We start from the raw sequence: 23,180 nt of genomic DNA, 5'->3' as shown, positions 1-23,180 counted from the left end.
TGCACGTGGAGAGAACAATAAATGTTGAGATCCCTGAAGTTCACAGCCCTGACACTGGGCATGATGGGTGCGGCAAGCGCGATGGCGGCGGGCCCGGACCTGACCGTGGTGTCTTTCGGTGGGGCGAACAAGGCGGCTCAGGTCAAAGCCTTCTACGCACCGTGGGAAGCGGCTGGCAACGGCAAGATCGTGGCTGGCGAGTACAACGGCGAAATGGCCAAGGTCAAGGCCATGGTCGATACCAAGAGCGTTTCCTGGGATTTGGTAGAGGTCGAGTCCCCGGAATTGTCCCGTGGTTGTGACGAAGACATGTTCGAACAACTCGATCCGGCCCTGTTCGGCAAGGCCGAAGACTACGTCAAGGGCGCCATCCAGCCTTGCGGCGTGGGCTTCTTCGTGTGGTCGACCGTGCTGGCCTACAACGCCGACAAACTCAAGACCGCGCCGACCAGTTGGGCAGACTTCTGGGACACCAAGCAATTCCCGGGCAAACGCGGCCTGCGCAAGGGCGCCAAGTACACCCTGGAATTCGCCTTGATGGCCGACGGCGTAGCGCCGAAAGACGTCTACAAAGTGCTGGCTGGCAAAGACGGCCAGGACCGTGCGTTCAAGAAGCTCGATGAGCTCAAGCCGAACATCCAGTGGTGGGAAGCTGGCGCCCAGCCGCCGCAGTACCTGGCTTCCGGTGACGTGGTCATGAGCTCGGCCTACAACGGCCGGATCGCCGCGGTACAGAAGGAAAGCAACCTGAAAGTGGTGTGGAACGGCGGCATCTACGACTTTGATGCGTGGGCCATCCCACGCGGCCTGGACAAGACCCGCGCCGAAGCTGCGAAGAAATTCATCGCTTTCTCGGTGGCGCCGCAGCAGCAGAAGACCTACTCGGAAAACATCGCCTACGGTCCGGCCAATACCCAGGCTGTACCGCTGCTGGCCAAGGATGTCCTGAAGGACATGCCGACCACCCCGGAAAACATCGCCAACCAAGTGCAGATCGACGTCAGCTTCTGGGCTGACAATGGCGAGCAACTGGAACAGCGCTTCAACTCCTGGGCTGCCAAGTAAACCGGTGACGGTTGTGTGGGAGCGGGCTTGCTCGCGAAGGCGTCATCACTTCCAACATCAGTGTTGGCTGACCCAGCGCTTTCGCGAGCAAGCCCGCTCCCACAGGTTTTGCACCAGTTGGGTGTTTCAAAAGAACAGAGGCGGCCCGCCGCCCCTGTAACGATCAAAGAGATTTGCGGAGTTCGCCATGGCCATCGCCGTTCCACTGAACGCGGGCACCAGCCCCACCCTCAAGCAGCGGCTCAAGCACGCCGAGCGGATCAACCGCTGGAAGGCCCAGGCCTTGATCGCGCCGCTGGTGCTGTTTCTGTTGCTGGTGTTCCTGGTGCCGATCGTGGCGCTGCTGTTCAAAAGCGTCAGCAACCCGGAGGTGGTGGGCGCCATGCCGCGCACCGTCGCCGCCGTCGCTGCCTGGGACGGACGCGGTTTGCCGGGCGAACCAGTGTACAAGGCTGCCAGTGAAGACCTGGCCGAAGCCCGCAAGAATCAGACCTTGGGCGACTTGTCCAAGCGCCTGAACATGGAACTGGCCGGCTATCGCAGCCTGCTGACCAAGACCGCTCGGGCGTTGCCGTTTGCCACCGAGCCGGCTTCCTATAAAGAAGCCTTGGAAAACCTCGATGAGCGTTGGGGCGACCCCGCGTACTGGCAGGTGATCCGCCGCAACACCAGCGACGTTACCCCGTATTACCTGCTGGCGGCCGTCGATCACCGCATCGATGACCTCGGCGAGCTGGCCCCAGCCACCCCTGACCAGGCTATTTACCTGGATATCTTCACCCGCACGTTCTGGATGGGCCTGGTGATCACCGCGATCTGCCTGGTGCTGGCCTATCCGCTGGCCTACCTGCTGGCGAACCTGCCATCGCGCCAAAGCAACCTGTTGATGATCCTGGTGTTGCTGCCGTTCTGGACCTCGATCCTGGTGCGAGTCGCCGCATGGATCGTGCTGTTGCAGTCGGGCGGCTTGATCAACAGCGCCCTGATGGCCATGGGCGTCATCGATAAGCCTCTGGAACTGGTGTTCAACCGCACTGGTGTGTATATCTCCATGGTCCACATCCTGCTGCCATTCATGATCCTGCCGATCTACAGCGTGATGAAAGGCATCTCGCCTACTTACATGCGGGCGGCGATCTCCCTGGGCTGTCACCCGTTCGCCAGTTTCTGGCGGGTGTACTTCCCGCAGACCTATGCAGGTGTCGGTGCCGGTTGCCTGTTGGTGTTCATCCTTGCCATCGGCTACTACATCACGCCGGCGCTGCTGGGCAGCCCGAACGATCAGATGGTCAGCTACTTCGTCGCGTTCTACACCAATACCAGCATTAACTGGGGCATGGCCACGGCGCTCGGCGGGCTGCTGTTGCTGGCGACCATCGTGCTTTATCTGATTTACAGCTGGTTGGTGGGCGCCAGTCGCCTGCGCCTGAGCTAAGGGGAGATCGAAAATGGTGAGTCCTTACATGTCCCCCATTGAGCGGGTGTGGTTCTACAGTCTGCGCATACTCTGCGGGTTGATCCTGTTGTTCCTGATCCTGCCGGTGCTGGTGATCATTCCGCTGTCGTTCAACTCCGGCAGTTTCCTGGTGTACCCGCTGCAAGGTTTCTCGCTGCAGTGGTATCACGATTTCTTCGCCTCGGCCGAATGGATGCGGGCGCTGAAAAACAGCATCATCGTGGCTCCGGCAGCGACGTTGCTGGCGATGATCTTCGGCACGCTCGCGGCCATCGGCCTGACCCGTGGTGACTTCCCAGGCAAGGCACTGGTGATGGCCCTGGTGATTTCGCCCATGGTGGTGCCGGTGGTGATCATCGGCGTGGCCAGTTACCTGTTTTTCGCACCGTTGGGGATGGGCAACAGCTTCTTCTCGCTGATCGTGGTCCACGCCGTGCTGGGTGTACCGTTCGTCATCATCACGGTGTCGGCGACCCTGCAGGGGTTCAACCACAACCTGGTTCGGGCCGCTGCCAGCCTCGGGGCTTCGCCACTGACGGCGTTTCGTCGGGTGACCCTGCCGTTGATCGCCCCGGGCGTGATCTCTGGCGCACTGTTCGCCTTCGCGACGTCGTTCGATGAGGTGGTGGTGACCCTGTTCCTGGCCGGCCCCGAGCAGGCAACCCTGCCACGGCAGATGTTCAGCGGCATCCGCGAAAACCTCAGCCCCACCATCGCGGCGGCGGCGACCCTGCTGATTGCCTTCTCGGTGATCCTGTTGCTGACCCTGGAGTGGTTGCGTGGGCGTAGCGAGAAGCTGCGTACTACCCAAGTCTGAGGCCAGCGTTGGTCCCTGTGGGAGCGGGCTTGCTCGCGAAAGCGGTGTAACAGTCGACATAGATGTTGGATGTTCCGCCGCATTCGCGAGCAAGCCCGCTCCCACATTGGGTTTGCGGTGTATTCATAAGCTCAATAGCTGACAACCCTCAATACCGAGCTATCCTTGTGCCAGCCCATACTCGAATAAGAGGCCGCGCACATGAGTCTTTCCTCATTCAAGATCGCCCATAAACTGATCACCGGTGCCGCTGCCATCGAGCAACTGGCGGCTGAGCTGACCCGGCTGGACGTCGACAACCCACTGATCGTGACCGATGCGGCGTTGGTCAAGTCCGGCACCGTGGAACTGGCCCTGCAACATCTGGGCGGACGGGACTACGAGATTTTCGACCGGGTCATGCCGGACCCGGAAATCGCCATTGTCGAGGACTGCATGCAAGCCTACCGCGACGGTGGTCATGATGGCTTGATCGGCCTGGGTGGCGGCAGTGCCATCGACATCGCCAAGTGCGTGGGGGTCTATGCCGGGTACCACGGCGAGCTGCAGGATATGTTCGGTGTCGATCAGGTGCCTCGCAAAGGCCCGCCCATGATTGCCATCCCGACCACGGCCGGTACTGGTTCGGAAGTCACCAACGTGGCGATCCTCTCCGACAAGGCCGCGCAGCTGAAAAAAGGCATCGTCAGCGATTATCTGTTGCCGGACGTGGCGCTGGTCAGTCCGCAGATGACCCTCACCTGCCCGCGCGGCGTCACGGCTGCCAGTGGCGTTGATGCGCTGGCACACGCCATCGAGGCCTATCTGTCGCTCAATGCTTCACCCATCACCGATGCCCTGGCGATCGGCGCAATCAAGCTGATCAGCCGCGCGCTGCCCAAGGCCTATGCCAACCCGGCTCACCTGCAAGCCCGGGAAGACATGGCCACGGCCAGCCTGATGGCCGGCATGGCATTCGGCAATGCCGGGGTCGGGGCGGTGCATGCGCTGGCCTATCCGTTGGGCGGGCGTTTTCACGTGTCCCATGGCGTTGCCAACGCCTTGTTGCTGCCGTATGTCATGACCTGGAACAAGATGGCCTGTGTCGAGCGCATGCGTGATATCGCCGAAGCCATGGGCATCAAGACCGCTCACCTGAGCGATCTCGAGGCGGCCGATGAGGCTGTGGAGGCGATGATTACGCTGTGTGCTGCCGTGGAAATACCCAAGGGCCTCAGCAGCCTGGGCGTGACCGATGACGTGATTCCCTCCATGGCGGTGGAAGCGGCGGGAATAGAACGGCTAATGCGCAACAATCCACGCCAACTGAGCGCCGCCGATATCGAGAAGATCTACCGCGCGGCGTATTGATCGATTGTCACGGTGGGCGCGCCAAATCTTGAGGTATACAATGCGCGCCATCGTGATTTCGCTCAAAACAGGTGCGTCATGCAGCCCTTCGCTATTGCTCCGTCGATTCTCTCTGCCGACTTCGCCCGCCTGGGCGAGGAAGTGGACAACGTTCTGGCCGCCGGGGCCGACATCGTCCACTTCGATGTCATGGACAACCACTACGTGCCCAACCTGACCATCGGCCCGATGGTCTGCGCGGCGCTGCGCAAGTACGGCGTCACCGCGCCGATCGACGCGCACTTGATGGTCAGTCCGGTGGACCGCATCGTCGGTGACTTCATCGAAGCCGGTGCTACCTACATCACTTTCCACCCTGAAGCCACGCAGCACATCGACCGCTCCCTGCAGTTGATCCGCGAAGGCGGTTGCAAGGCCGGCCTGGTGTTCAACCCGGCCACGCCCCTGGACGTGCTCAAGTACGTGATGGACAAGGTCGACATGATCCTGCTGATGAGCGTCAACCCTGGCTTCGGCGGGCAGAAGTTCATCCCGGGTACGCTCGACAAGCTGCGCGAAGCCCGTGCGCTGATCGATGCCTCGGGCCGTGATATCCGCCTGGAAATCGACGGTGGCGTGAACGTGAACAATATCCGTGAAATCGCCGCGGCCGGTGCCGATACGTTCGTCGCGGGTTCGGCGATCTTCAACGCACCGAACTACGAAGAGGTGATTGCAAAAATGCGCGCCGAACTGGCCCTGGCGCGCCCATGAGCGGCTTCGAGCAGCTGTTCCCCGGCAGCTTGCCGCGTCTGGTGATGTTCGACCTCGATGGCACATTGGTCGATTCGGTCCCGGACCTCGCGGCGGCCGTGGACACGATGCTGCTCAAGCTTGGACGCCCGCCTGCCGGTATCGACTCGGTGCGCCACTGGGTCGGCAACGGCGCGCCCATGCTGGTGCGCCGGGCCTTGGCCAATGACATCGATGCCCAAGGTGTCGATGATGCCGAGGCCGAGCGGGCGCTGGCGTTGTTCAATGACGCCTACGAAGACAATCACCAACTGACGGTGGTCTATCCCGGCGTGCGCTCCACCCTCAAATGGCTGAAAAAGCAGGGCGTGGAAATGGCCCTGATTACCAACAAACCGGAGCGCTTCGTTGCGCCGTTGCTGGACCAGATGAAAATCGGCCGCTATTTCCGCTGGATCATCGGCGGCGATACCTTGCCGCAGAAAAAACCGGATCCGGCCGCGCTGTTTTTCGTGATGAAAATGGCCAACATCCCGGCTTCCCAATCCCTGTTCGTCGGCGACTCGCGCAGCGATGTGCTGGCGGCCAAGGCGGCAGGGGTCAAGTGCGTGGCGTTGAGTTATGGCTACAACCACGGCCGGCCCATCGCCGAAGAGTTTCCGACGCTGGTGATCGACGATTTGCGTCTGTTAATTCCCGGTTGCCTGGACCCGGCCGCTGAGATAACGTTGCCCGACGCTGTTCAATCCTCTTCTGGAAACGCCATCGTGGTGGTCACTCGCAAACTCTGGATGAAAGTCATGAAGGCCCTGGCCCGCTGGCGTTGGCGCGCCTGACGTGATCCTGGCCGGTTATCCGGCGCGTTTGCATACCTGACTGTCAGCTCCTCTTGCCACGAGGCACCCCATGATCCGCGAAGAATTCCTGCGTCTAGCCGCTGCCGGCTACAACCGCATCCCCCTTGCTTGTGAAACCCTGGCCGACTTCGACACACCGCTGTCGATCTACCTCAAGTTGGCCGACCAACCCAACTCCTACTTGCTCGAATCGGTGCAGGGCGGCGAGAAATGGGGCCGTTATTCCATCATCGGCCTGCCGTGCCGCACCGTGCTGCGAGTCCATGACCATCGCATCAGCGTGACCCACGACGGCGTCGAAATCGAAAGCCTCGAAGTCGAAGACCCGCTGGCGTTCGTCGAAACCTTCAAGGCCCGCTACAACGTGCCGACCATCCCCGGCCTGCCGCGCTTCAACGGTGGCCTGGTGGGTTATTTCGGCTACGACTGCGTGCGTTACGTGGAAAAACGCCTGGGCACCTGCCCGAACCCCGATCCGCTGGGCGTGCCGGATATTTTGCTGATGGTGTCCGACGCGGTCGTCGTTTTCGACAACCTCGCCGGCAAGATGCACGCCATCGTCCTGGCCGATCCGTCCCAGGAAGATGCCTACGAGCAAGGTCAACAAAGCCTGCAAGCACTGTTGGAAAAGTTGCGTCAGCCGATCGCTCCGCGTCCCGGCCTGGACTTCAGCAAGCAGTCGGCGGCCGACCCGGTGTTTCGTTCCAGTTTCACCCAGGACGATTACGAACGCGCCGTCGATACCATCAAGGAGTACATCCTCGCCGGTGACTGCATGCAGGTCGTGCCGTCGCAACGGATGTCCATCGACTTCAAGGCGGCGCCCATCGATCTCTATCGGGCGCTGCGCTGTTTCAACCCGACGCCCTACATGTATTTCTTCAACTTCGGAGACTTCCATGTCGTGGGCAGTTCGCCGGAAGTGCTGGTGCGGGTCGAAGACAACCTGATCACGGTGCGGCCGATCGCCGGCACTCGCCCCCGTGGCGCCACGGAGGAAGCTGACCGGGCGCTGGAAGAGGACCTGCTGTCGGATGACAAGGAAATCGCCGAGCACCTGATGCTGATTGATCTGGGGCGCAACGACACCGGACGGGTCTCGGAAATCGGCTCGGTGAAGCTCACCGAGAAGATGGTCATCGAGCGCTACTCCAACGTGATGCACATCGTTTCCAACGTCACCGGCCAGTTGAAGGCCGGGCTGACGGCGATGGACGCCTTGCGGGCGATTCTTCCGGCGGGCACCTTGTCCGGCGCGCCGAAAATCCGCGCGATGGAAATCATCGACGAACTGGAGCCGGTCAAGCGGGGCGTGTACGGCGGGGCCGTGGGTTACTTCGCCTGGAACGGCAACATGGACACCGCCATTGCCATTCGCACCGCGGTCATCAAGAACGGTGAACTGCACGTGCAGGCCGGCGGCGGTATTGTCGCCGACTCGGTGCCGGCACTGGAGTGGGAAGAGACCCTGAACAAGCGACGGGCCATGTTTCGCGCCGTGGCGCTGGCGGAGCAGACTTCAGGCGCCTGAAGTCCTCCCCGACAACCTGCGGCCAAGGGGCTTTTTTGCCCTGAAGGCTGTATTTAAAGCCAGTGAATTCAATAGGTTGCTTACGCCATGTTGCTGATGATCGATAACTACGACTCTTTTACCTACAACGTTGTGCAGTACCTCGGCGAGCTGGGCTCCGAGGTCAAGGTCGTGCGCAACGACGAACTGACCATCGCCGAAATCGAAGCCCTCAAGCCTGAGCGCATCGTGGTTTCGCCCGGCCCGTGCACGCCGACCGAAGCGGGCATTTCCATCGACGCCATCAAGTATTTCGCTGGCAAGCTGCCGATCCTGGGTGTCTGTCTGGGGCACCAGTCGATCGGCCAGGCGTTCGGCGGTGACGTGGTGCGCGCCCGACAAGTCATGCACGGTAAGACCAGCCCGGTATTCCACGAGGACAAGGGCGTGTTCGAGGGGCTGAATCATCCGCTTACCGTAACCCGCTACCACTCCCTGATCGTCAAGCGCGAAACTCTGCCGGACTGCCTGGAACTGACGGCCTGGACCCAGCTTGAAGACGGCTCGGTCGATGAAATCATGGGGCTGCGCCACAAGACATTGAATATCGAGGGTGTGCAATTCCATCCCGAGTCTATTCTCACCGAGCAGGGCCACGAACTGTTCGCCAACTTTCTCAAACAAACCGGCGGCACGCGCTAAGGACTTTTCATGGATATCAAGACAGCCCTGAGCCGTATCGTCGGCCATCTCGACCTGAGCACCGACGAGATGCGCGACGTGATGCGCGAAATCATGACTGGCCAATGCACGGATGCGCAGATCGGCGCGTTCATGATGGCCATGCGCATGAAGAGTGAGAGCATCGATGAAATCGTCGGTGCGGTTTCGGCGATGCGTGAGCTGGCGGACAAGGTCGAACTCAAGACGCTGGACGGTGTGGTGGATGTGGTCGGTACCGGCGGTGACGGCGCCAATATCTTTAACGTTTCCACGGCTTCGTCGTTTGTCGTCGCGGCGGCCGGTTGCACCGTTGCCAAACACGGCAATCGGGCAGTTTCCGGCAAGAGCGGCAGTGCCGATCTGCTGGAGGCGGCCGGCATTTACCTGAACCTGACGCCGATCCAGGTGGCACGCTGCATCGATAACGTCGGCATCGGTTTCATGTTTGCCCAGACCCACCATAGCGCCATGAAACACGCCGCCGCGCCGCGCCGCGAGCTGGGGCTGCGTACGCTGTTCAACATGCTCGGCCCGCTTACGAATCCGGCCGGCGTGAAACATCAGGTAGTCGGTGTGTTCAGCCAGGCGTTGTGCCGGCCATTGGCTGAAGTCCTGCAACGCCTGGGCAGCAAGCACGTGCTGGTGGTCCATTCAAAGGATGGGCTGGATGAGTTCAGCCTGGCGGCGCCTACATTCGTGGCCGAACTAAAAAATGATCAGATCAGCGAGTACTGGGTCGAACCTGAAGACCTCGGCATGAAGAGCCAGAGTTTGCACGGGTTGGCGGTCGACAGCCCGGCCCAATCGCTGGAACTGATTCGCGATGCCCTGGGGCGTCGCAAAACCGAGAATGGCCAGAAAGCCGCTGAGATGATCGTGCTCAATGCCGGCGCTGCGTTGTACGCCGCTGACCACGCCAGCAGTCTCAAGCAAGGCGTGGAACTGGCCCATGATGCGCTGCACACTGGCCTGGCCAGGGAAAAGCTCGAAGAGCTGGGTGCATTTACCGCCGTATTCAAAGTGGAGAATGAAGGATGAGCGTGCCAACGGTTCTGGAAAAAATTCTGGCTCGCAAGGCCCAGGAAGTGGCCGAGCGCAGCGCTCGGGTCAGTCTGGCCGAGCTGGAAAACCTGGCGCGTTCAGCGGATGCGCCGCGCGGCTTTGCCCAGGCTTTGATCGATCAGGCCAAGAAAAAACAGCCGGCGGTGATTGCCGAAATCAAGAAGGCATCCCCCAGCAAGGGCGTGATTCGTGAGCACTTCGTCCCGGACGAGATCGCGCGAAGCTACGAGAAGGGCGGTGCTACCTGCCTCTCGGTGCTGACCGACGTCGACTTTTTTCAAGGGGCCGACGACTACCTGAAGCAGGCGCGGGCGGCGTGCAAGTTGCCGGTGATCCGCAAGGATTTCATGATCGATCCGTACCAGATCGTCGAGGCGCGTGCGTTGGGTGCCGACTGCGTGCTGTTGATCGTTTCCGCCTTGGACGACGTGAAAATGGCCGAGCTGGCGGCCGTTGCCAAAAGCGTCGGGCTGGATGTCCTGGTGGAAGTCCACGACGGTGACGAGTTGGAACGAGCCCTGAAAACCCTCGATACCAAACTGGTCGGCGTGAACAATCGTAACCTGCACACTTTCGAAGTGAGCCTGGAAACCACCCTGGACCTGTTGCCGCGCATTCCGCGCGATCGCCTGGTCATCACCGAAAGCGGCATCCTCAACCGGGCCGATGTCGAGCTGATGGAAGTCAGCGATGTGTACTCGTTCCTGGTGGGCGAAGCGTTCATGCGCGCCGAGAACCCGGGTACGGAGTTGCAACGACTGTTCTTTCCTGAACGTGGCCTGCCGGTGAGCGGCTCGACGCTGGACTGATCCATGTCGCCTGTGATTTCCCTGACCGTCGAAGCTGGCCTGCAAGCCGAACAGGATCTGTTGGCCAGCATCTGCGCGGGCGACGCTGAGTTCGGCCTGCTGTTCTGGCAGCCCAAAGACCGTGCGCTGGTCATGCCGCGCCGTTTGAGTCGCCTACCGGGCTTTGAACACGCCTGTGAAGTATCGGCTGCCCATGGCTGGCCGGTCCTGCTGCGCGAAACCGGTGGCGAACCGGTGCCGCAATCGGCCGCCACCGTCAATATCGCCCTGGTCTACGCACCACCGCGCAGCGAAGGCGACCACGGACGTATCGAAACCGGGTATCGCCGGTTGTGCGATCCCATCTGCCAACTGTTGGATGAGCTGGGCGGAGTGGCTTCGCTGGGAGAGGTGGAGGGGGCTTTCTGTGACGGACGCTTCAACGTCAACCTCGACGGCCGGAAAATGGTGGGCACCGCTCAGCGCTGGCGCCAGAGCAAGGGTGGTCAACGTCCGGTGGGGCTGGTCCATGGTGCGCTTTTACTGGTGGGCGAGCGCGAGTCCATGGTCGCGGCAGTCAATCGCTTCAATGAGGCCTGTGGCCTGGAGCAGCGAGTGCGTGCCGAGAGTCATATTGCCCTGCGTGAAAAATTCCCGGCGCCTCATGCGTTGGAGCGACTCGAGGCGTTGTATCGGGAGCTGCTGACCAAGCTGCTGGGTGCTTAACGCGTTCCGAACACCACCATGGTCTTGCCTTTGACGCTGACCAGGTTGCGTTCTTCCAGGTCCTTGAGTACGCGACCGACCATTTCACGCGAACAACCGACAATCCGACCAATCTCTTGGCGCGTCACCTTGATCTGCATGCCGTCCGGGTGGGTCATGGCATCGGGTTGCTTGCACAGTTCCAACAGGCAGCGTGCTACACGTCCGGTGACGTCGAAAAATGCGAGATCGCCCACCTTGCGGGTGGTATTGCGCAGGCGCTGTGCGATTTGTCCGCTGAGGACGTAAAGAATGTCCGGGTCTTGCAGGGACAGTTCTCGGAATTTGGCGTAGCTGATCTCCGCCACTTCACATTCAATCTTGGTCCGTACCCAGGCACTGCGTTCCTGTTCCTTGCCCGCCTGTTCGAATAACCCCAGCTCGCCGAAAAAATCTCCGGAATTGAGGTAGGCGATGATCATTTCCCGACCGTCGTCATCTTCTATGAGGATAGTGACCGACCCCTTGATGATGAAAAACAGCGTCTCGGAACGATCTCCCGCACAAATGATGTTGTGTTTGGCTGGATGGCGGCGGCGCTGGCAATGCATCAAGAGTTTGTCGAGATTCTTGATCTTGAACGTGGGAGTAATGGCAACCATGGTTGTATCCCGAAAGACTGCGCAGTGATGGTTTGGTTTTTTTATAGACGCGAATGGCTATCGCTAAAGGCTGGCCATGCGCCATCGAGTTGGCGTATGGCCAGCTTAACAGAGGCGTCCTTAATTGATTTGAGAATTTACCTACATGCTGGTCGGTCAGGTCTCCTAAGACGGAGAGCGGTCATGCCGGAGCGCTGTGCTAAGCTGGCGACCCTTTTTTAACAGTGGAGTCTTGGCGATGAAGGCACGCATCCAATGGGCTGGCGAAGCCATGTTCCTCGGTGAGTCAGGCAGTGGTCATGTGGTCGTCATGGACGGCCCGCCAGAGGCCGGTGGGCGGAACCTGGGTGTTCGGCCGATGGAAATGCTCCTGCTGGGCGTGGGCGGTTGCAGCAACTTCGACGTGGTCAGCATTCTCAAAAAGTCTCGCCAGGCCGTCGAAAGCTGCGAAGCTTTCCTGGAGGCAGAGCGCGCCACTGAAGATCCCAAAGTGTTTACCAAGATCCACATGCACTTCGTGGTGAAGGGGCGCGCCCTGAAGGAAGCCCAGGTCAAGCGCGCCATCGAGCTGTCCGCCGAGAAATACTGCTCGGCTTCGATCATGCTTGGCGTCGCCGGGGTCGAAATCACCCACGATTATGAAATCATCGAGTTGGGTTGAGTCGAGAGTCGACTGGCCGTATTGATGTATTCGGACAGAAAAAAGGCGACTTCCCTTGGGGACGTCGCCTTTTTAATTTCCGTGGGAATGAGCTAGTCAGTCCTCAATTGCCGTCAAATCCGATAAGTGCTCTTGGTCATGACCTTGGCCAGCAGGCTCATGCCGAACTTCACCGGGGCCGGAAAACGGAAGCCACCGGCCTCAAGCGCACTCTCGGCATGGTGTTCCTCGTCCACGCGCATCTGTTCAAGGATCGCCCGGGATTTTTCATCCTCGGCCGGCAGTTGTTCGAGGTGTTCATTCAAATGCTTGCACACTTGATGCTCGGTCGCCGCAACGAAGCCGAGGCTGACTTTGTCGCTGATCAGCCCGGCAACGGCGCCGATCCCGAATGACATCCCATAGAACAGCGGATTCAGGACGCTGGTATGACTGCCCAGCTGGCGAATCCGTTGTTCACACCAGACCAGATGGTCGATTTCTTCCTCGGCGGCATGCTCCATTGCCTTACGCACTTGCGGTAGCTTCGCTGTCAGCGCCTGGCCCTGATACAGCGCCTGGGCACAGACTTCGCCGGTGTGGTTGATACGCATCAGTCCGGCGACGTGGCGGGTTTGCTCGTCACTCAGTTGCGCGTCTGGTTGCACGATAGCCGGTGATGGGCGGTACGGCTGGCCACTGAAGGGCAGCAGCGTGCGCATCGCGGTATCCGCTTGCAGCAACAGGCGGTCAATCGGCGAGTAGTGACGTTGGGTAGTCATGCTTACCTCCGGGAAAAATCACAGCGGCCAGTTTAACCCAATCGACCGCCGAAGATTTGCGTTGGGTCAGGGGTATCAGCCCGGCGGCCAGTTCATCTGGCGCTGCCCCAGCACATGCATATGAATGTGATAGACCGTTTGCCCACCCATTTCATTGCAATTCATCACCACGCGAAAACCTTCTGCACAGCCCAATTCCAGTGCCAGGCGCTGGGCAGTGAACAAGATGTGTCCAGCCAGGCCTTTGTCTTCTTCGGCCAGGTCATTGAGGGTGCGGATCGGTTTTTTCGGTATGACCAAGAAATGTACAGGCGCCTGCGGGGCGATGTCGTGGAAGGCCAATACCTGGTCATCCTCGTAAATGATCTTCGCCGGGATTTCCCGGTTGATGATCTTGGTAAACAGAGTATCCACAGCTGTTTTCTCCGTTGGGTTCGTCGAGGTCGGGTGTCTTGAAGGCTCCGGTTGAGGCGCCTGGTTATTCAACTTGAAGGGATCAGCGCGGGCAATAAGCCTTGTTGATCATGCCGGCGATGGTTCGTACCAGCCATCGCGACCCCAGTCGCGGCAGTGCGGCCAGCCAGCGGTTGCGGCGTCCGGGAATGATGATGGCGCGGTTGCGGTCCAGCGCGCGCACGGCGTACAGGGCCACCTCTTCCGGGCTCATCAGCAACTTGCTGTCGATGAGTTTCTGTTCGTCCATCTGCGCCCTGGAAAAGAAGCCGGTCCGGGTCGGGCCAGGGCAAAGCACCGAGACCTTGATCGAGCATTTCTTCAGCTCGACCCGCAGGGCTTCGGAGAAGTGCAGCACATAGGCCTTGCTGGCGTAATAGGTACTCATCCAGGGGCCGGGCTGGAACGCGGCAATCGAGGCGACGTTGAGGATCTGGCCGCCGCCAAGCAGGGCCATGCTGTTACCGATGGCGTGACAAAGCCGTGTCAGGGCGAGGATGTTGACTTCGATCAGATCCTGCTCGGTCATCCAGTCCTGGCCCAGGAACGGCCCGCTGGTGCCGATGCCTGCACAATTGACCAGCAGGTCGATCTGCCGCTCACCTTCCTCCAGTTCCAGGAGAAAGCCTGAAAGCCTCAGCGGTTCGCCCAGGTCGCAAGCCCGGAACAACACCTCCACGCCAAACCGCTGAGTCAGTTCGATTGCAATACTTTCCAGCCGATCACGTTGTCGAGCCACCAGTATCAAGTTGCGGCCGCGCCGGGCCAGCGCTTCGGCCATGGCCAGGCCAATGCCGCTGGAAGCGCCAGTGATCAGTGCGTAACGGGTCATGCAGTTCTCCATCAACAGCCCGCCGCCAGGCGACTGGGCTGTCACCGGCATGAAGCGCGCTTATTGTTCCTCTTCTTCTTCATAGTCTACAGAAGGCGAAGCGGGCTCGGCTGCCTCGACGGCGGGTTCTTCGGCGGTGTCGGTGCTGGACTCGCTGCTTTCATAGCTGCTCAGGGTACTGCTGTCGTAGTCCTCCTGGAGGGCTCCGAAGATGCCGGCAAAGGTAGCCATGAAAATCAGGACGATCATCACAAGCCAAAGCGACGCCAGCAATTTGACCGCCGTGGTATTGCGCGGTGGCGGCGGACCATACTGGTTTGCACCGGTATTGCCCGGGGCGATGATGAGGATGAACGGGAAGATGCTGCCCACGAATGGAACGAGGTTGACCAGCCACAACCACCCCGACCAGCCGAGATCATGCAGGCGCTGGACGTTGAACTGGATGCTCACGAAGGCAAAGGCTAGTACGACGGCTGCGCCGAGCAGGCCGCCGACGATGAGTCCCGCTATCGAGTCGGAAGCCAGCAGCCAGGCCGTGGCTAACCAGAAGCCCAGGCCGACCAGGGGCAGCAGGGCCAGGGTCAACACCATGGTCCAGGCCAGGTAGCGCAAACGGCCGATACGCCCATCGAAGCTGAACGGCTTGAGGGTGCTGTACTCGGCGAGTGTTTCACCCACTTCGGCCCGGGGAGGCGCATACGGCGAGACGGGGTCGACGATAGATTCCGGGTGGCGCCCACTCGGCTGTTGTGGCGACTCCTGCACTTCGCCGAGGCTCAGTTGGAGGGCAGGTTCAGCTTCGATTCGGGCATCGATTCCGCTCCTGTTGAGCGCTTCCAGGTATTGCTGCGCTTCGCTCTGGGACAGGTTGCTTTTAAGGGCTACCTTGCGACCAGTGAACAGCCGTTCAATGGCGCTGATGTCGCTTTTAAACAGGTCGGCGAGGTTGAGTTTGGCTGTGGTGGTATCGACGCCCGGCATCAGGCCTCCGTCGAATACAATGTTGAAACGGGTTTCGCTCATGCCCGGCATCCTTGTCTCTGAAAGTTAAATAACTGTTTTTATGGGGTTGCTTCAGCGGGGCCATTGCCCGCCAAGCTGCGCCGCCCGGGCATGTGCCTGACGGTATTCTTCATCCAGGCGTGCCACCAACTGATCGACGCTGGGCAAATCATCGATTTCACCCACGCCCTGGCCAGCGGACCATACGGTTTTCCAGGCCTTGGCTTCATCGTTCAGCGGTTTGAGTTTCGAGCCAAAATCCACCTCGCCCTTGTTCTGCAGAGCGGCCAGATCGAAACCGGCGCTCTCCAGGCTCTGGCGCATGAAACTGGCCGGCACTCCGGATACAGCGGGAGTATGCACGATGTCTGCGGCTCTGGATGTGAGCAACATCTCTTTATAAGCGTCAGGGGCGTGGCTTTCGCTCGTAGCGATAAAGCGCGTGCCGAAGTAGGCCAGATCGGCGCCGAGCAATTGTGCGGCCAAAATCTGATGGCCATGGTTCAGGCATCCTGCAAGCAGCACGGTTTTGTCGAAAAACTGCCGGATCTCGGCGACTAGTGAAAACGGGCTCCATGTTCCGGCATGCCCGCCTGCACCAGCGGCAACGGCGATCAAGCCATCGACACCGGCTTCGGCGGCTTTCTCGGCATGACGCCGGGTCGTCACGTCATGGAACACCAGTCCGCCATAAGCATGGACGGCATCCACCAACTCCTTCACCGCGCCCAGGCTGGTGATGACAATCGGCACCTTGTGTTCGATGCAGATGGCCAAGTCGGCTTGAAGCCGCGGGTTGCTGTGATGGACGATCAGGTTCACGGCGTAGGGTGCCGGATTCTCCAGGGTCGCCAGGCCTGCTTCGATTTCCTCGAGCCAGGCCTTGAAGCCACTGCTTTCGCGCTGGTTCAACGCCGGAAAACTTCCGACGATGCCGTTGCGGCAGCAGGCCAGCACCAGTTTCGGATTGGAAATCAGGAACATTGGCGCTGCCACGACGGGCAGGCGCAAGCGTTGTTCAAGCAGAGCGGGCAACGACATCGCAAGTACCCCGGATAATGGATGCTGATTGGAGATTAGAACGGTCGGACGACGACCAGAATTACGATAGCCAGCAATATCAGAACCGGCACTTCATTGAACCAGCGATAAAAGACATGGCTGCGGGTGTTTTCGCCACGGGCGAAGCGCTTTACCTGGGCGCCGCACATATGGTGGTAACCGATCAGCAGCACGACCAGGGTCAGCTTGGCGTGCATCCAGCCACCTTGGGTGAAGTAGGCGCCGGCGTTGAGGCTGAGCAGCCAGATGCCGAATACGAGCGTGGCAATCATCGCCGGGCCCATGATGCCGCGGTACAACTTGCGCTCCATGACGCTGAAACGTTCTTTGCTGACGCTGTCCTCGCTTTGGGCGTGATAGACAAACAGGCGAGGCAGGTAGAACAGGCCGGCGAACCAGCAGACCATGCTGACGATATGAAGTGCTTTGAGCCACAGATAGAGCATTTTTAGTTATTCCCAGGATTCACGGTAGCCCGATAGTAGAGGTTAGAGCGTCCGCACGTCACCTTGGCGGTTGTCGCCGGGCCCTGCGGCCCCTATCATCGACGGCTTTCCAGTGGGTTCGTTGAGGGCAGGTTTATGGTCAAGGTCGGTATCGTCGGCGGCACGGGGTACACCGGTGTCGAACTGCTGCGTCTGTTGGCACAGCATCCGCAAGCTGAGGTGGTGGTCATCACTTCCCGATCCGAGGCCGGCCTGGCCGTTGCCGACATGTACCCGAACCTGCGAGGTCATTACGACGGCCTGGCGTTCAGTGTTCCGGACATCAAGACCCTTGGCGCCTGCGATGTGGTGTTCTTCGCCACACCTCACGGTGTCGCCCACGCCCTGGCGGGTGAACTGCTGGCTGCCGGGACCAAGGTCATTGACCTGTCGGCGGACTTCCGCCTGCAGGACGCCGATGAATGGGCCAAGTGGTACGGTCAACCTCACGGCGCGCCGGATCTGCTCGACGAGGCGGTCTATGGATTGCCGGAAGTCAATCGCGAGAAAATCAAGCAGGCCCGACTGATCGCGGTACCGGGTTGCTATCCGACGGCGACGCAGCTGGGGTTCCTGCCGCTACTCGAGGCCGGTCTTGCCGATGCTTCGCGTCTGATTGCCGACTGCAAGTCCGGTGTCAGTGGGGCCGGGCGTGGCGCCAGTGTCGGCTCGCTGTACGCCGAAACGGTGGAAAGCATGAAAGCGTACGCGGTCAAGGGGCACCGCCACCTGCCGGAAATTCGCCAGGGATTGCGCCGGGCCGCGGGCAAGGAGGTCGGCCTGACCTTCGTGCCGCACCTGACGCCGATGATTCGTGGCATCCACTCCACTCTTTATGCAACCGTCGTCGATCGTTCGGTGGACCTGCAGGCGTTGTTTGAAAAGCGTTATGCCAACGAACCGTTCGTCGACGTAATGCCAGCCGGCAGCCACCCGGAAACCCGCAGCGTGCGCGGTGCGAACGTTTGCCGGATCGCCGTGCATCGTCCGCAGGACGGTGATCTGGTGGTGGTGTTGTCGGTCATCGATAACCTGGTCAAGGGCGCGTCCGGCCAGGCCGTGCAGAACCTGAACATCCTGTTCGGGCTGGATGAGCGCTTGGGGCTCTCCCATGCGGGGATGTTGCCATAACGGCAGCCACACGCTTCAAGTTGGCAGCTACGAGCTTGGGGCTTGTAGTTCGCCGCTGCTCTTGTAAATAGTTGACCGATTTTCTAGGAGAAGCGGATAATGCCCGCCATCACGCATTATGGCGGCGTAAGCGCCGGGAGATATTCAGCATGAGCGTCGAAACCTTCACCCCCACGGCTTTGCAATTCACCCACGGTGCCGCGCACAAGGTGAAGAGCCTGGTCGATGAAGAGGGCAATGATCGTTTGAAGCTGCGCGTGTTTGTAACGGGCGGCGGTTGTTCCGGTTTTCAGTACGGCTTCACTTTTGATGAAGAAGTGGCCGAAGACGACACCATCGTTGAACGCGAAGGGGTCAGCCTGGTGGTCGATCCGATGAGCTTCCAGTACCTGGCAGGTGCCGAGGTGGATTATCAGGAAGGCCTGGAAGGCTCGCGGTTCGTGATCAAGAACCCAAACGCGACCACAACCTGTGGGTGCGGTTCTTCGTTCTCGATCTGAGTGCTTCAATAAAAAAGCCGCAGAGCCTTAGGGCCCTGCGGCTTTTTTCTGTCCGTAATTACTGGATTCAGGCTGGGTAGATGGCGCCGAGTACGCGCAGGCCGCGGGCGCCGGTGACACTTGGACGGTTACCTGGAATACCTTCAAGGCAACAATGGGCAAGCCAGGCGAAAGCCATGGCTTCAACCCAATCCGGGTCTACGCCGTACACCGCCGTGCTGCTGACTTTGGCGTCCGGCAGCAAATCGGCCAGGCGCTTCATGAGCGTCTGGTTATGTGCACCGCCGCCGCAGACCAGCAACTCTTGAGTATTGGACTGGGCATGTTGGAGTGATTCGACGATGGTCAGGGCTGTCAGTTCGAGCAACGTTGCCTGCACGTCTTCCGGGGTGAAGGCTGGCAACTGCGATAAATGCTGGCTCAGCCAAGGCAGGTTGAATACCTCTCGCCCGGTACTTTTCGGACCCTTCGTGACAAAGAAGGGATCGCTGAGCAGCGTCTTGAGCAGAACTGGCTCGACTTTCCCGCTGGCAGCCCATTGACCGTCACGATCGAAATGGTCGCCTCGTTGTTGATGTATCCAGGCATCGAGCAATACGTTGCCTGGACCACAGTCGAAACCAGCGACGGGTTTTGCCGGCTCGATCAGGCTGAGATTGCTGAAACCGCCGACATTCAGTACGGCACGTTTACCGGCTCGTTCTTCGAACAGTGCTTCGTGAAATGCCGGAACCAGCGGGGCGCCTTGTCCACCGGCGGCGACGTCACGGCTGCGGAAATCGCTGACGACGGTGATGCCGGTCAACTCACTCAACAAGGCCGGATTGCCAATCTGTACGGTAAACCCGCGGGCTGGTTCATGGCGGATGGTCTGGCCGTGGCTGCCGACCGCCGTGATGTCTTCAGGCTTGAGTTTCTGTTCGTTGAGCAGGGTATGGATACCCTGTGCGGCCAGCTTTACCCAGCTTTGCTGGGCAATGGCGGAGCGGGCGATCTCATCGGGCCCACTGCTGCACAATCCGAGCAATTCGGTACGCAGGATGGCGGGCATCGGAATGTAGTGCGTGGCGATCAATTTGATCGCCGGGGTCAGTTCGATCAGTGCGATATCCAGGCCATCCAGGCTGGTCCCGGACATCACACCGATATAGAGCGCCATGCTTAACGCTTGCTCGAGGCCAGCATGGTGGCTTTCTCTTGATCCATGCGAGCCATCAAGGGTTGGCTTTGAGCCAGGAAGCGCGCGCGTTCGCCCTTGGCGATCGGATCGGCCATCGGCAGTTTCTGGCCAAGCGGATCGACGTGGACGCCGTTGACCTGGAATTCATAGTGCAAGTGCGGGCCGGTGGACAGGCCGGTAGTGCCGATGTATCCGATCACCTGGCCTTGCTTGACGGTGCCGCCAGTCTTCACGCCCTTGGCGAAGCCTTGCATGTGGCCGTACAGCGTGCGGTAGGTATTGCCGTGCTGGATGATCACGGTGTTGCCGTAACCGCCGCGACGTCCGGCCAGCAATACCTTGCCGTCGCCGGCAGACTTGATTGGCGTGCCACGGGGAGCTGCGTAGTCGACACCTTTATGGGCGCGGATCTTGTTCAGAATTGGATGCTTGCGGCCGGCGGAGAACTTCGAGCTGATGCGGGCGAAATCAACCGGTGTACGGATGAAGGCCTTGCGCATGCTGTTGCCGTCGGCGGTGTAGTAGCTGCTGTTGCCTTGCTTGTTGGTGTAGCGCACGGCGGTGTATGTCTTGCCGCGGTTGGTGAAGCGCGCGGAGAGAATCGGGCCGTTGCCGACGCTTTTTCCATTGACCACTTTCTGCTCATAGATGATGTCGAATTCGTCACCCTGGCGAATGTCCTGGGCGAAGTCGATGTCGTAGCCAAATACACTGGCCATGTCCATGGTCAGGCTGTGGGAAAGGCCTGCGCGTGCAGCCGACTGGGACAATGAGCTGTTGATGACGCCATGAACGTAGGCCGAGCGGACGGTAGGCTTGGTGATGACGCGATTGAATACATAACCCTTGTCGTTTTTGGTCAGGGTGATGCTTTCCAGGTCGCTCAGCTTGGTGTGCAGGTTGGTCAGCTGGCCCTCTGGATCGAGTTCGAATTCGAGTTTCTGGCCGCGCTGCAGTTGAGTGAACTGCTTGGCTTGCTTGTCGCTGGCCACGATTTCATGGACCGAAGTCGAGGGCAGGCCAACCTTTTCGAAGAGGGTGGAAAGTGTGTCGCCCTTGGCAACAATCACTTCGCGATGGTCTGGTCCCTTCTTTTCTTCTGCTACAGGCGCTTCTACCTGAGCGGCTGCCTCGGTGGTGTCTTGCGGGCTGTTTTCAATCTGCGCAAAAGGAGAGGCGGCCGGTTCGTTTGTGGCTTGAACGGTTTCGGCGGCGTCTTGTTCTTGTGTCAGTTGTTCAGCAGGGCTTTCCAGTTCAAGACTCAGGGTCGTCTTTTTGGCTTCAACATCGCTGGAGGGAAACACCAGCAGCGCCAGGCTAAGGAGGGCTGCGATGCCACTTGCGGCAAGCAGGTGGGTCTTCGGGTAAAGCGGCGGCGCTTTAGACGGTTCTGTGGTCATAGGTAATTTTGACTTTTGAAAAGATGAATTGGAAAAGATGACTGACATGATGAAGATGAAATAACTGTATAAAATATAACCAAAACCCCTGCGAAGCAAGCCCGCGAACGCTCTGTTCTGTGGATTGGCGTCCGCGCGCCGGGCAAACCTTGTATTTGGTGCGCGATCTTGTATGGTTGGGGCCCTTTGAATCTGAGCCTTACGGGTCTGTTATGAAGTCGGTTGAAGAGCAGCTAGCGCTGATCAAACGTGGTGCGGAAGAACTGTTGGTCGAGTCCGAGCTGATCGAAAAGCTCAAGCGCGGGCAGCCGCTGCGTATCAAGGCAGGTTTCGATCCGACGGCACCCGATCTGCACCTGGGCCATACCGTGCTTATTAATAAGCTGCGCCAGTTCCAGGACCTGGGGCACCAGGTCATCTTCCTTATAGGTGACTTCACCGGGATGATCGGTGATCCAAGCGGCAAGAGTGCTACGCGCCCACCGCTGACTCGTGAGCAGGTTCTCGATAACGCCGAGACCTACAAGACTCAGGTTTTCAAGATTCTTGATCCGGCCAGGACCGAAGTGGCTTTCAACTCCACTTGGATGGATCTGATGGGGCCGGCGGATTTCATTCGTCTGACGTCCCAATACACCGTGGCTCGCATGCTTGAGCGCGATGATTTCGACAAGCGCTATAAATCCAATCAGCCAATCGCCATTCATGAGTTCCTCTATCCGCTTGTGCAGGGCTATGACTCGGTCGCGTTGCGCGCGGACGTTGAGCTTGGCGGTACCGACCAGAAGTTCAACCTGTTGATGGGGCGTGAGCTGCAGCGTGGTTATGGTCAGGAGGCACAGTGCATCCTGACCATGCCGTTGCTGGAAGGTCTGGATGGTGTGAAGAAGATGTCCAAGTCGCTGGGCAACTACGTGGGTATCCAGGAAGCGCCGGGCGTCATGTACAGCAAGCTGGTCTCCATTCCTGATGTGCTGATGTGGCGCTACTTCGAGCTGTTGAGTTTCCGGTCCATGGATGAGGTCAATGCGTTCCGTGCCGATGTCGAGGCTGGCGCCAATCCGCGTGACATCAAGATCAAGCTGGCCGAAGAGATCGTTGCGCGTTTCCATGGTGAGGAGGCTGCGGCCAATGCTCATCGCGCGGCGGGTAATCGCATGAAGGATGGCGAGCTGCCGGACGATCTGCCGGAGATCGAGTTGACTGCTGCCGAGGATATGCCGATTGCGGCAGTCCTTAATAAAGCAGGCCTGGTCAAGAACGCAGCGGTGGCGCGAGACCTTTTGGGTTCGGGTGGTGTGCGTATCGATGGTGAGGTTGTGGATCGCACCTATATATATGAGCTGGGTTCTACTCATGTCTGTCAGGCCGGCAAGAAGGCTTTTGCGCGTATTACGCTGAAATCTGAATAAAGCTGAAAATAGGTGTTGACGGCAGATTCTGGAAGTCTATAATTCGCCCCACTTCCGGCGCAGTCGAAACGGAAAACTCCTTGAGATTCAATGAGTTAAGTAAGTTTCGAAGGTGTTGGGCTTCAGGTCATCGAAGCCCGGAAGGAGCAGATAGAGCGGTGTTGTTTGGCTCTATCGGCGATTCGATCTTCTCGGTCGAAAGCGGTGAAAAAGAGGTGTTGACAGCAGCGAGTAACGCTGTAGAATTCGCCTCCCGCTAACGAGAGATCGGAAGCGCAAGTGGTTGAAGTTGTTGATGTTTCCGAAGCGAAACTTTGAAAACTTCTTAAAATAACCGCTTGACAGATACACGGGGCGCTGTAGAATGCGCGCCTCGGTTGAGACGAAAGACTCAGCCAACCGCTCTTTAACAACTGAATCAAGCAATTCGTGTGGGTGCTTGTGGAGTCAGACTGCTAGTCAACAGATTATCAGCATCACAAGTTACTCCGCGAGAAATCAAAGATGTAACCAACGATTGCTGAGCCAAGTTTAGGGTTTTCTCAAAACCCAAAGATGTTTGAACTGAAGA

General features: G+C 59.4%; 24 protein-coding genes. 15 read left to right on the top strand and 9 right to left on the bottom strand.

What is annotated here, in order from left to right:
• Positions 1–21 precede the first annotated feature (21 nt).
• The 11 genes from AD662_RS25550 to AD662_RS25500 all read left to right on the top strand — a co-directional run bounded on the left by AD662_RS25550 (position 22) and on the right by AD662_RS25500 (position 11,086).
• Positions 22–1,065 (top strand): ABC transporter substrate-binding protein, encoded by a 1,044-nt coding sequence (locus AD662_RS25550; protein WP_003206153.1) that lies wholly within the window; start codon positions 22–24, stop codon positions 1,063–1,065.
• 187 nt (positions 1,066–1,252) lie between these two features.
• On the top strand, positions 1,253–2,500 hold the full coding sequence (locus AD662_RS25545; RefSeq protein WP_018607201.1) for an ABC transporter permease: 1,248 nt from the start codon (positions 1,253–1,255) through the stop codon (positions 2,498–2,500).
• A gap of 13 nt (positions 2,501–2,513) precedes the next feature.
• Positions 2,514–3,338 (top strand): ABC transporter permease, encoded by an 825-nt coding sequence (locus AD662_RS25540; protein ID WP_018607199.1) that lies wholly within the window; start codon positions 2,514–2,516, stop codon positions 3,336–3,338.
• Positions 3,339–3,539: 201 nt separating this feature from the next.
• A complete protein-coding gene (locus tag AD662_RS25535) occupies positions 3,540–4,688 on the top strand; it encodes an iron-containing alcohol dehydrogenase (protein WP_018607197.1) in 1,149 nt (382 codons plus the stop codon).
• A 78-nt stretch (positions 4,689–4,766) separates the two neighbouring features.
• Positions 4,767–5,441, top strand: a complete 675-nt coding sequence (rpe, locus tag AD662_RS25530; RefSeq protein ID WP_014340498.1) for a ribulose-phosphate 3-epimerase — start codon at positions 4,767–4,769, stop codon at positions 5,439–5,441.
• On the top strand, positions 5,438–6,256 hold the full coding sequence (locus AD662_RS25525; protein ID WP_018607195.1) for a phosphoglycolate phosphatase: 819 nt from the start codon (positions 5,438–5,440) through the stop codon (positions 6,254–6,256). Before rpe ends, AD662_RS25525 begins: the two co-directional genes overlap by 4 nt.
• 70 nt (positions 6,257–6,326) lie before the next feature.
• Complete coding sequence (trpE, locus tag AD662_RS25520; protein WP_024616720.1) at positions 6,327–7,808, top strand: anthranilate synthase component I; 1,482 nt, start codon at positions 6,327–6,329, stop codon at positions 7,806–7,808.
• Between the two features lie 87 nt (positions 7,809–7,895).
• A complete protein-coding gene (locus AD662_RS25515) occupies positions 7,896–8,489 on the top strand; it encodes an aminodeoxychorismate/anthranilate synthase component II (RefSeq protein WP_018607190.1) in 594 nt (197 codons plus the stop codon).
• Positions 8,490–8,498: 9 nt separating this feature from the next.
• Entirely contained in the window at positions 8,499–9,548 is a 1,050-nt protein-coding gene (gene trpD, locus AD662_RS25510) for an anthranilate phosphoribosyltransferase (RefSeq protein WP_018607187.1), read from the top strand.
• Entirely contained in the window at positions 9,545–10,381 is an 837-nt protein-coding gene (gene trpC, locus AD662_RS25505) for an indole-3-glycerol phosphate synthase TrpC (protein ID WP_018607185.1), read from the top strand. Before trpD ends, trpC begins: the two co-directional genes overlap by 4 nt.
• A 3-nt stretch (positions 10,382–10,384) precedes the next feature.
• On the top strand, positions 10,385–11,086 hold the full coding sequence (locus AD662_RS25500; protein ID WP_018607182.1) for a lipoate--protein ligase family protein: 702 nt from the start codon (positions 10,385–10,387) through the stop codon (positions 11,084–11,086).
• Here AD662_RS25500 and crp read toward each other — a convergent pair.
• Positions 11,083–11,727: a cAMP-activated global transcriptional regulator CRP gene (gene crp / locus AD662_RS25495; protein WP_018607181.1), complete on the bottom strand. Its 645-nt coding sequence runs from the start codon at positions 11,725–11,727 to the stop codon at positions 11,083–11,085. The genes AD662_RS25500 and crp overlap by 4 nt on opposite strands.
• A 238-nt stretch (positions 11,728–11,965) precedes the next feature.
• Here crp and AD662_RS25490 point away from each other — a divergent pair, with 238 nt between their 5' ends.
• Entirely contained in the window at positions 11,966–12,388 is a 423-nt protein-coding gene (locus AD662_RS25490) for an OsmC family protein (RefSeq protein ID WP_018607179.1), read from the top strand.
• 113 nt (positions 12,389–12,501) lie between these two features.
• Here the strand turns inward: AD662_RS25490 and coq7 are convergent, their stop codons facing one another.
• From coq7 to hemJ, 6 genes are all read right to left on the bottom strand, one after another.
• A complete protein-coding gene (coq7, locus tag AD662_RS25485; RefSeq protein ID WP_018607177.1) occupies positions 12,502–13,149 on the bottom strand; it encodes a 2-polyprenyl-3-methyl-6-methoxy-1,4-benzoquinone monooxygenase in 648 nt (215 codons plus the stop codon).
• Positions 13,150–13,224: 75 nt separating this feature from the next.
• Entirely contained in the window at positions 13,225–13,563 is a 339-nt protein-coding gene (locus tag AD662_RS25480) for a histidine triad nucleotide-binding protein (RefSeq protein ID WP_053189951.1), read from the bottom strand.
• Between the two features lie 82 nt (positions 13,564–13,645).
• Positions 13,646–14,434: an SDR family NAD(P)-dependent oxidoreductase gene (locus tag AD662_RS25475; protein WP_018607174.1), complete on the bottom strand. Its 789-nt coding sequence runs from the start codon at positions 14,432–14,434 to the stop codon at positions 13,646–13,648.
• Between the two features lie 60 nt (positions 14,435–14,494).
• Positions 14,495–15,460 carry a DUF805 domain-containing protein gene (locus AD662_RS25470; protein ID WP_018607171.1) on the bottom strand — a complete coding sequence of 322 codons (966 nt, stop codon included), beginning with the start codon at positions 15,458–15,460 and terminating at the stop codon, positions 14,495–14,497.
• Positions 15,461–15,511: 51 nt separating this feature from the next.
• Positions 15,512–16,480: an NAD(P)H-dependent flavin oxidoreductase gene (locus AD662_RS25465; protein ID WP_018607169.1), complete on the bottom strand. Its 969-nt coding sequence runs from the start codon at positions 16,478–16,480 to the stop codon at positions 15,512–15,514.
• Positions 16,481–16,515: 35 nt separating this feature from the next.
• Positions 16,516–16,947, bottom strand: a complete 432-nt coding sequence (gene hemJ / locus AD662_RS25460; RefSeq protein ID WP_003206117.1) for a protoporphyrinogen oxidase HemJ — start codon at positions 16,945–16,947, stop codon at positions 16,516–16,518.
• A 135-nt stretch (positions 16,948–17,082) separates the two neighbouring features.
• On the opposite strand from hemJ, the gene argC reads away from it, so the two are divergent.
• Together argC and erpA are read left to right on the top strand one after the other, a co-directional pair.
• Positions 17,083–18,117: an N-acetyl-gamma-glutamyl-phosphate reductase gene (gene argC / locus AD662_RS25455; protein WP_053189950.1), complete on the top strand. Its 1,035-nt coding sequence runs from the start codon at positions 17,083–17,085 to the stop codon at positions 18,115–18,117.
• A gap of 149 nt (positions 18,118–18,266) precedes the next feature.
• On the top strand, positions 18,267–18,617 hold the full coding sequence (erpA, locus tag AD662_RS25450) for an iron-sulfur cluster insertion protein ErpA (RefSeq protein ID WP_003177727.1): 351 nt from the start codon (positions 18,267–18,269) through the stop codon (positions 18,615–18,617).
• 67 nt (positions 18,618–18,684) lie between these two features.
• On the opposite strand, the gene AD662_RS25445 is transcribed toward erpA, so the two are convergent.
• Both AD662_RS25445 and AD662_RS25440 read right to left on the bottom strand, forming a co-directional pair.
• Complete coding sequence (locus AD662_RS25445) at positions 18,685–19,776, bottom strand: anhydro-N-acetylmuramic acid kinase (protein ID WP_018607146.1); 1,092 nt, start codon at positions 19,774–19,776, stop codon at positions 18,685–18,687.
• A gap of 2 nt (positions 19,777–19,778) precedes the next feature.
• Positions 19,779–21,197, bottom strand: coding sequence for a peptidoglycan DD-metalloendopeptidase family protein (locus tag AD662_RS25440; RefSeq protein ID WP_018607144.1), 1,419 nt, complete (start codon positions 21,195–21,197; stop codon positions 19,779–19,781).
• 212 nt (positions 21,198–21,409) lie between these two features.
• Between AD662_RS25440 and tyrS the strand changes: the two genes are divergently transcribed.
• Positions 21,410–22,609, top strand: a complete 1,200-nt coding sequence (gene tyrS, locus AD662_RS25435; RefSeq protein WP_053182483.1) for a tyrosine--tRNA ligase — start codon at positions 21,410–21,412, stop codon at positions 22,607–22,609.
• The last annotated feature ends 571 nt before the right edge of the window (positions 22,610–23,180 follow it).

The organism is Pseudomonas kilonensis, assembly GCF_001269885.1.
Lineage (GTDB): Bacteria > Pseudomonadota > Gammaproteobacteria > Pseudomonadales > Pseudomonadaceae > Aquipseudomonas > Aquipseudomonas kilonensis.
Note: the sequence above shows the minus strand (reverse complement) of the source record. Positions and strands in the feature narration are given on the sequence as shown.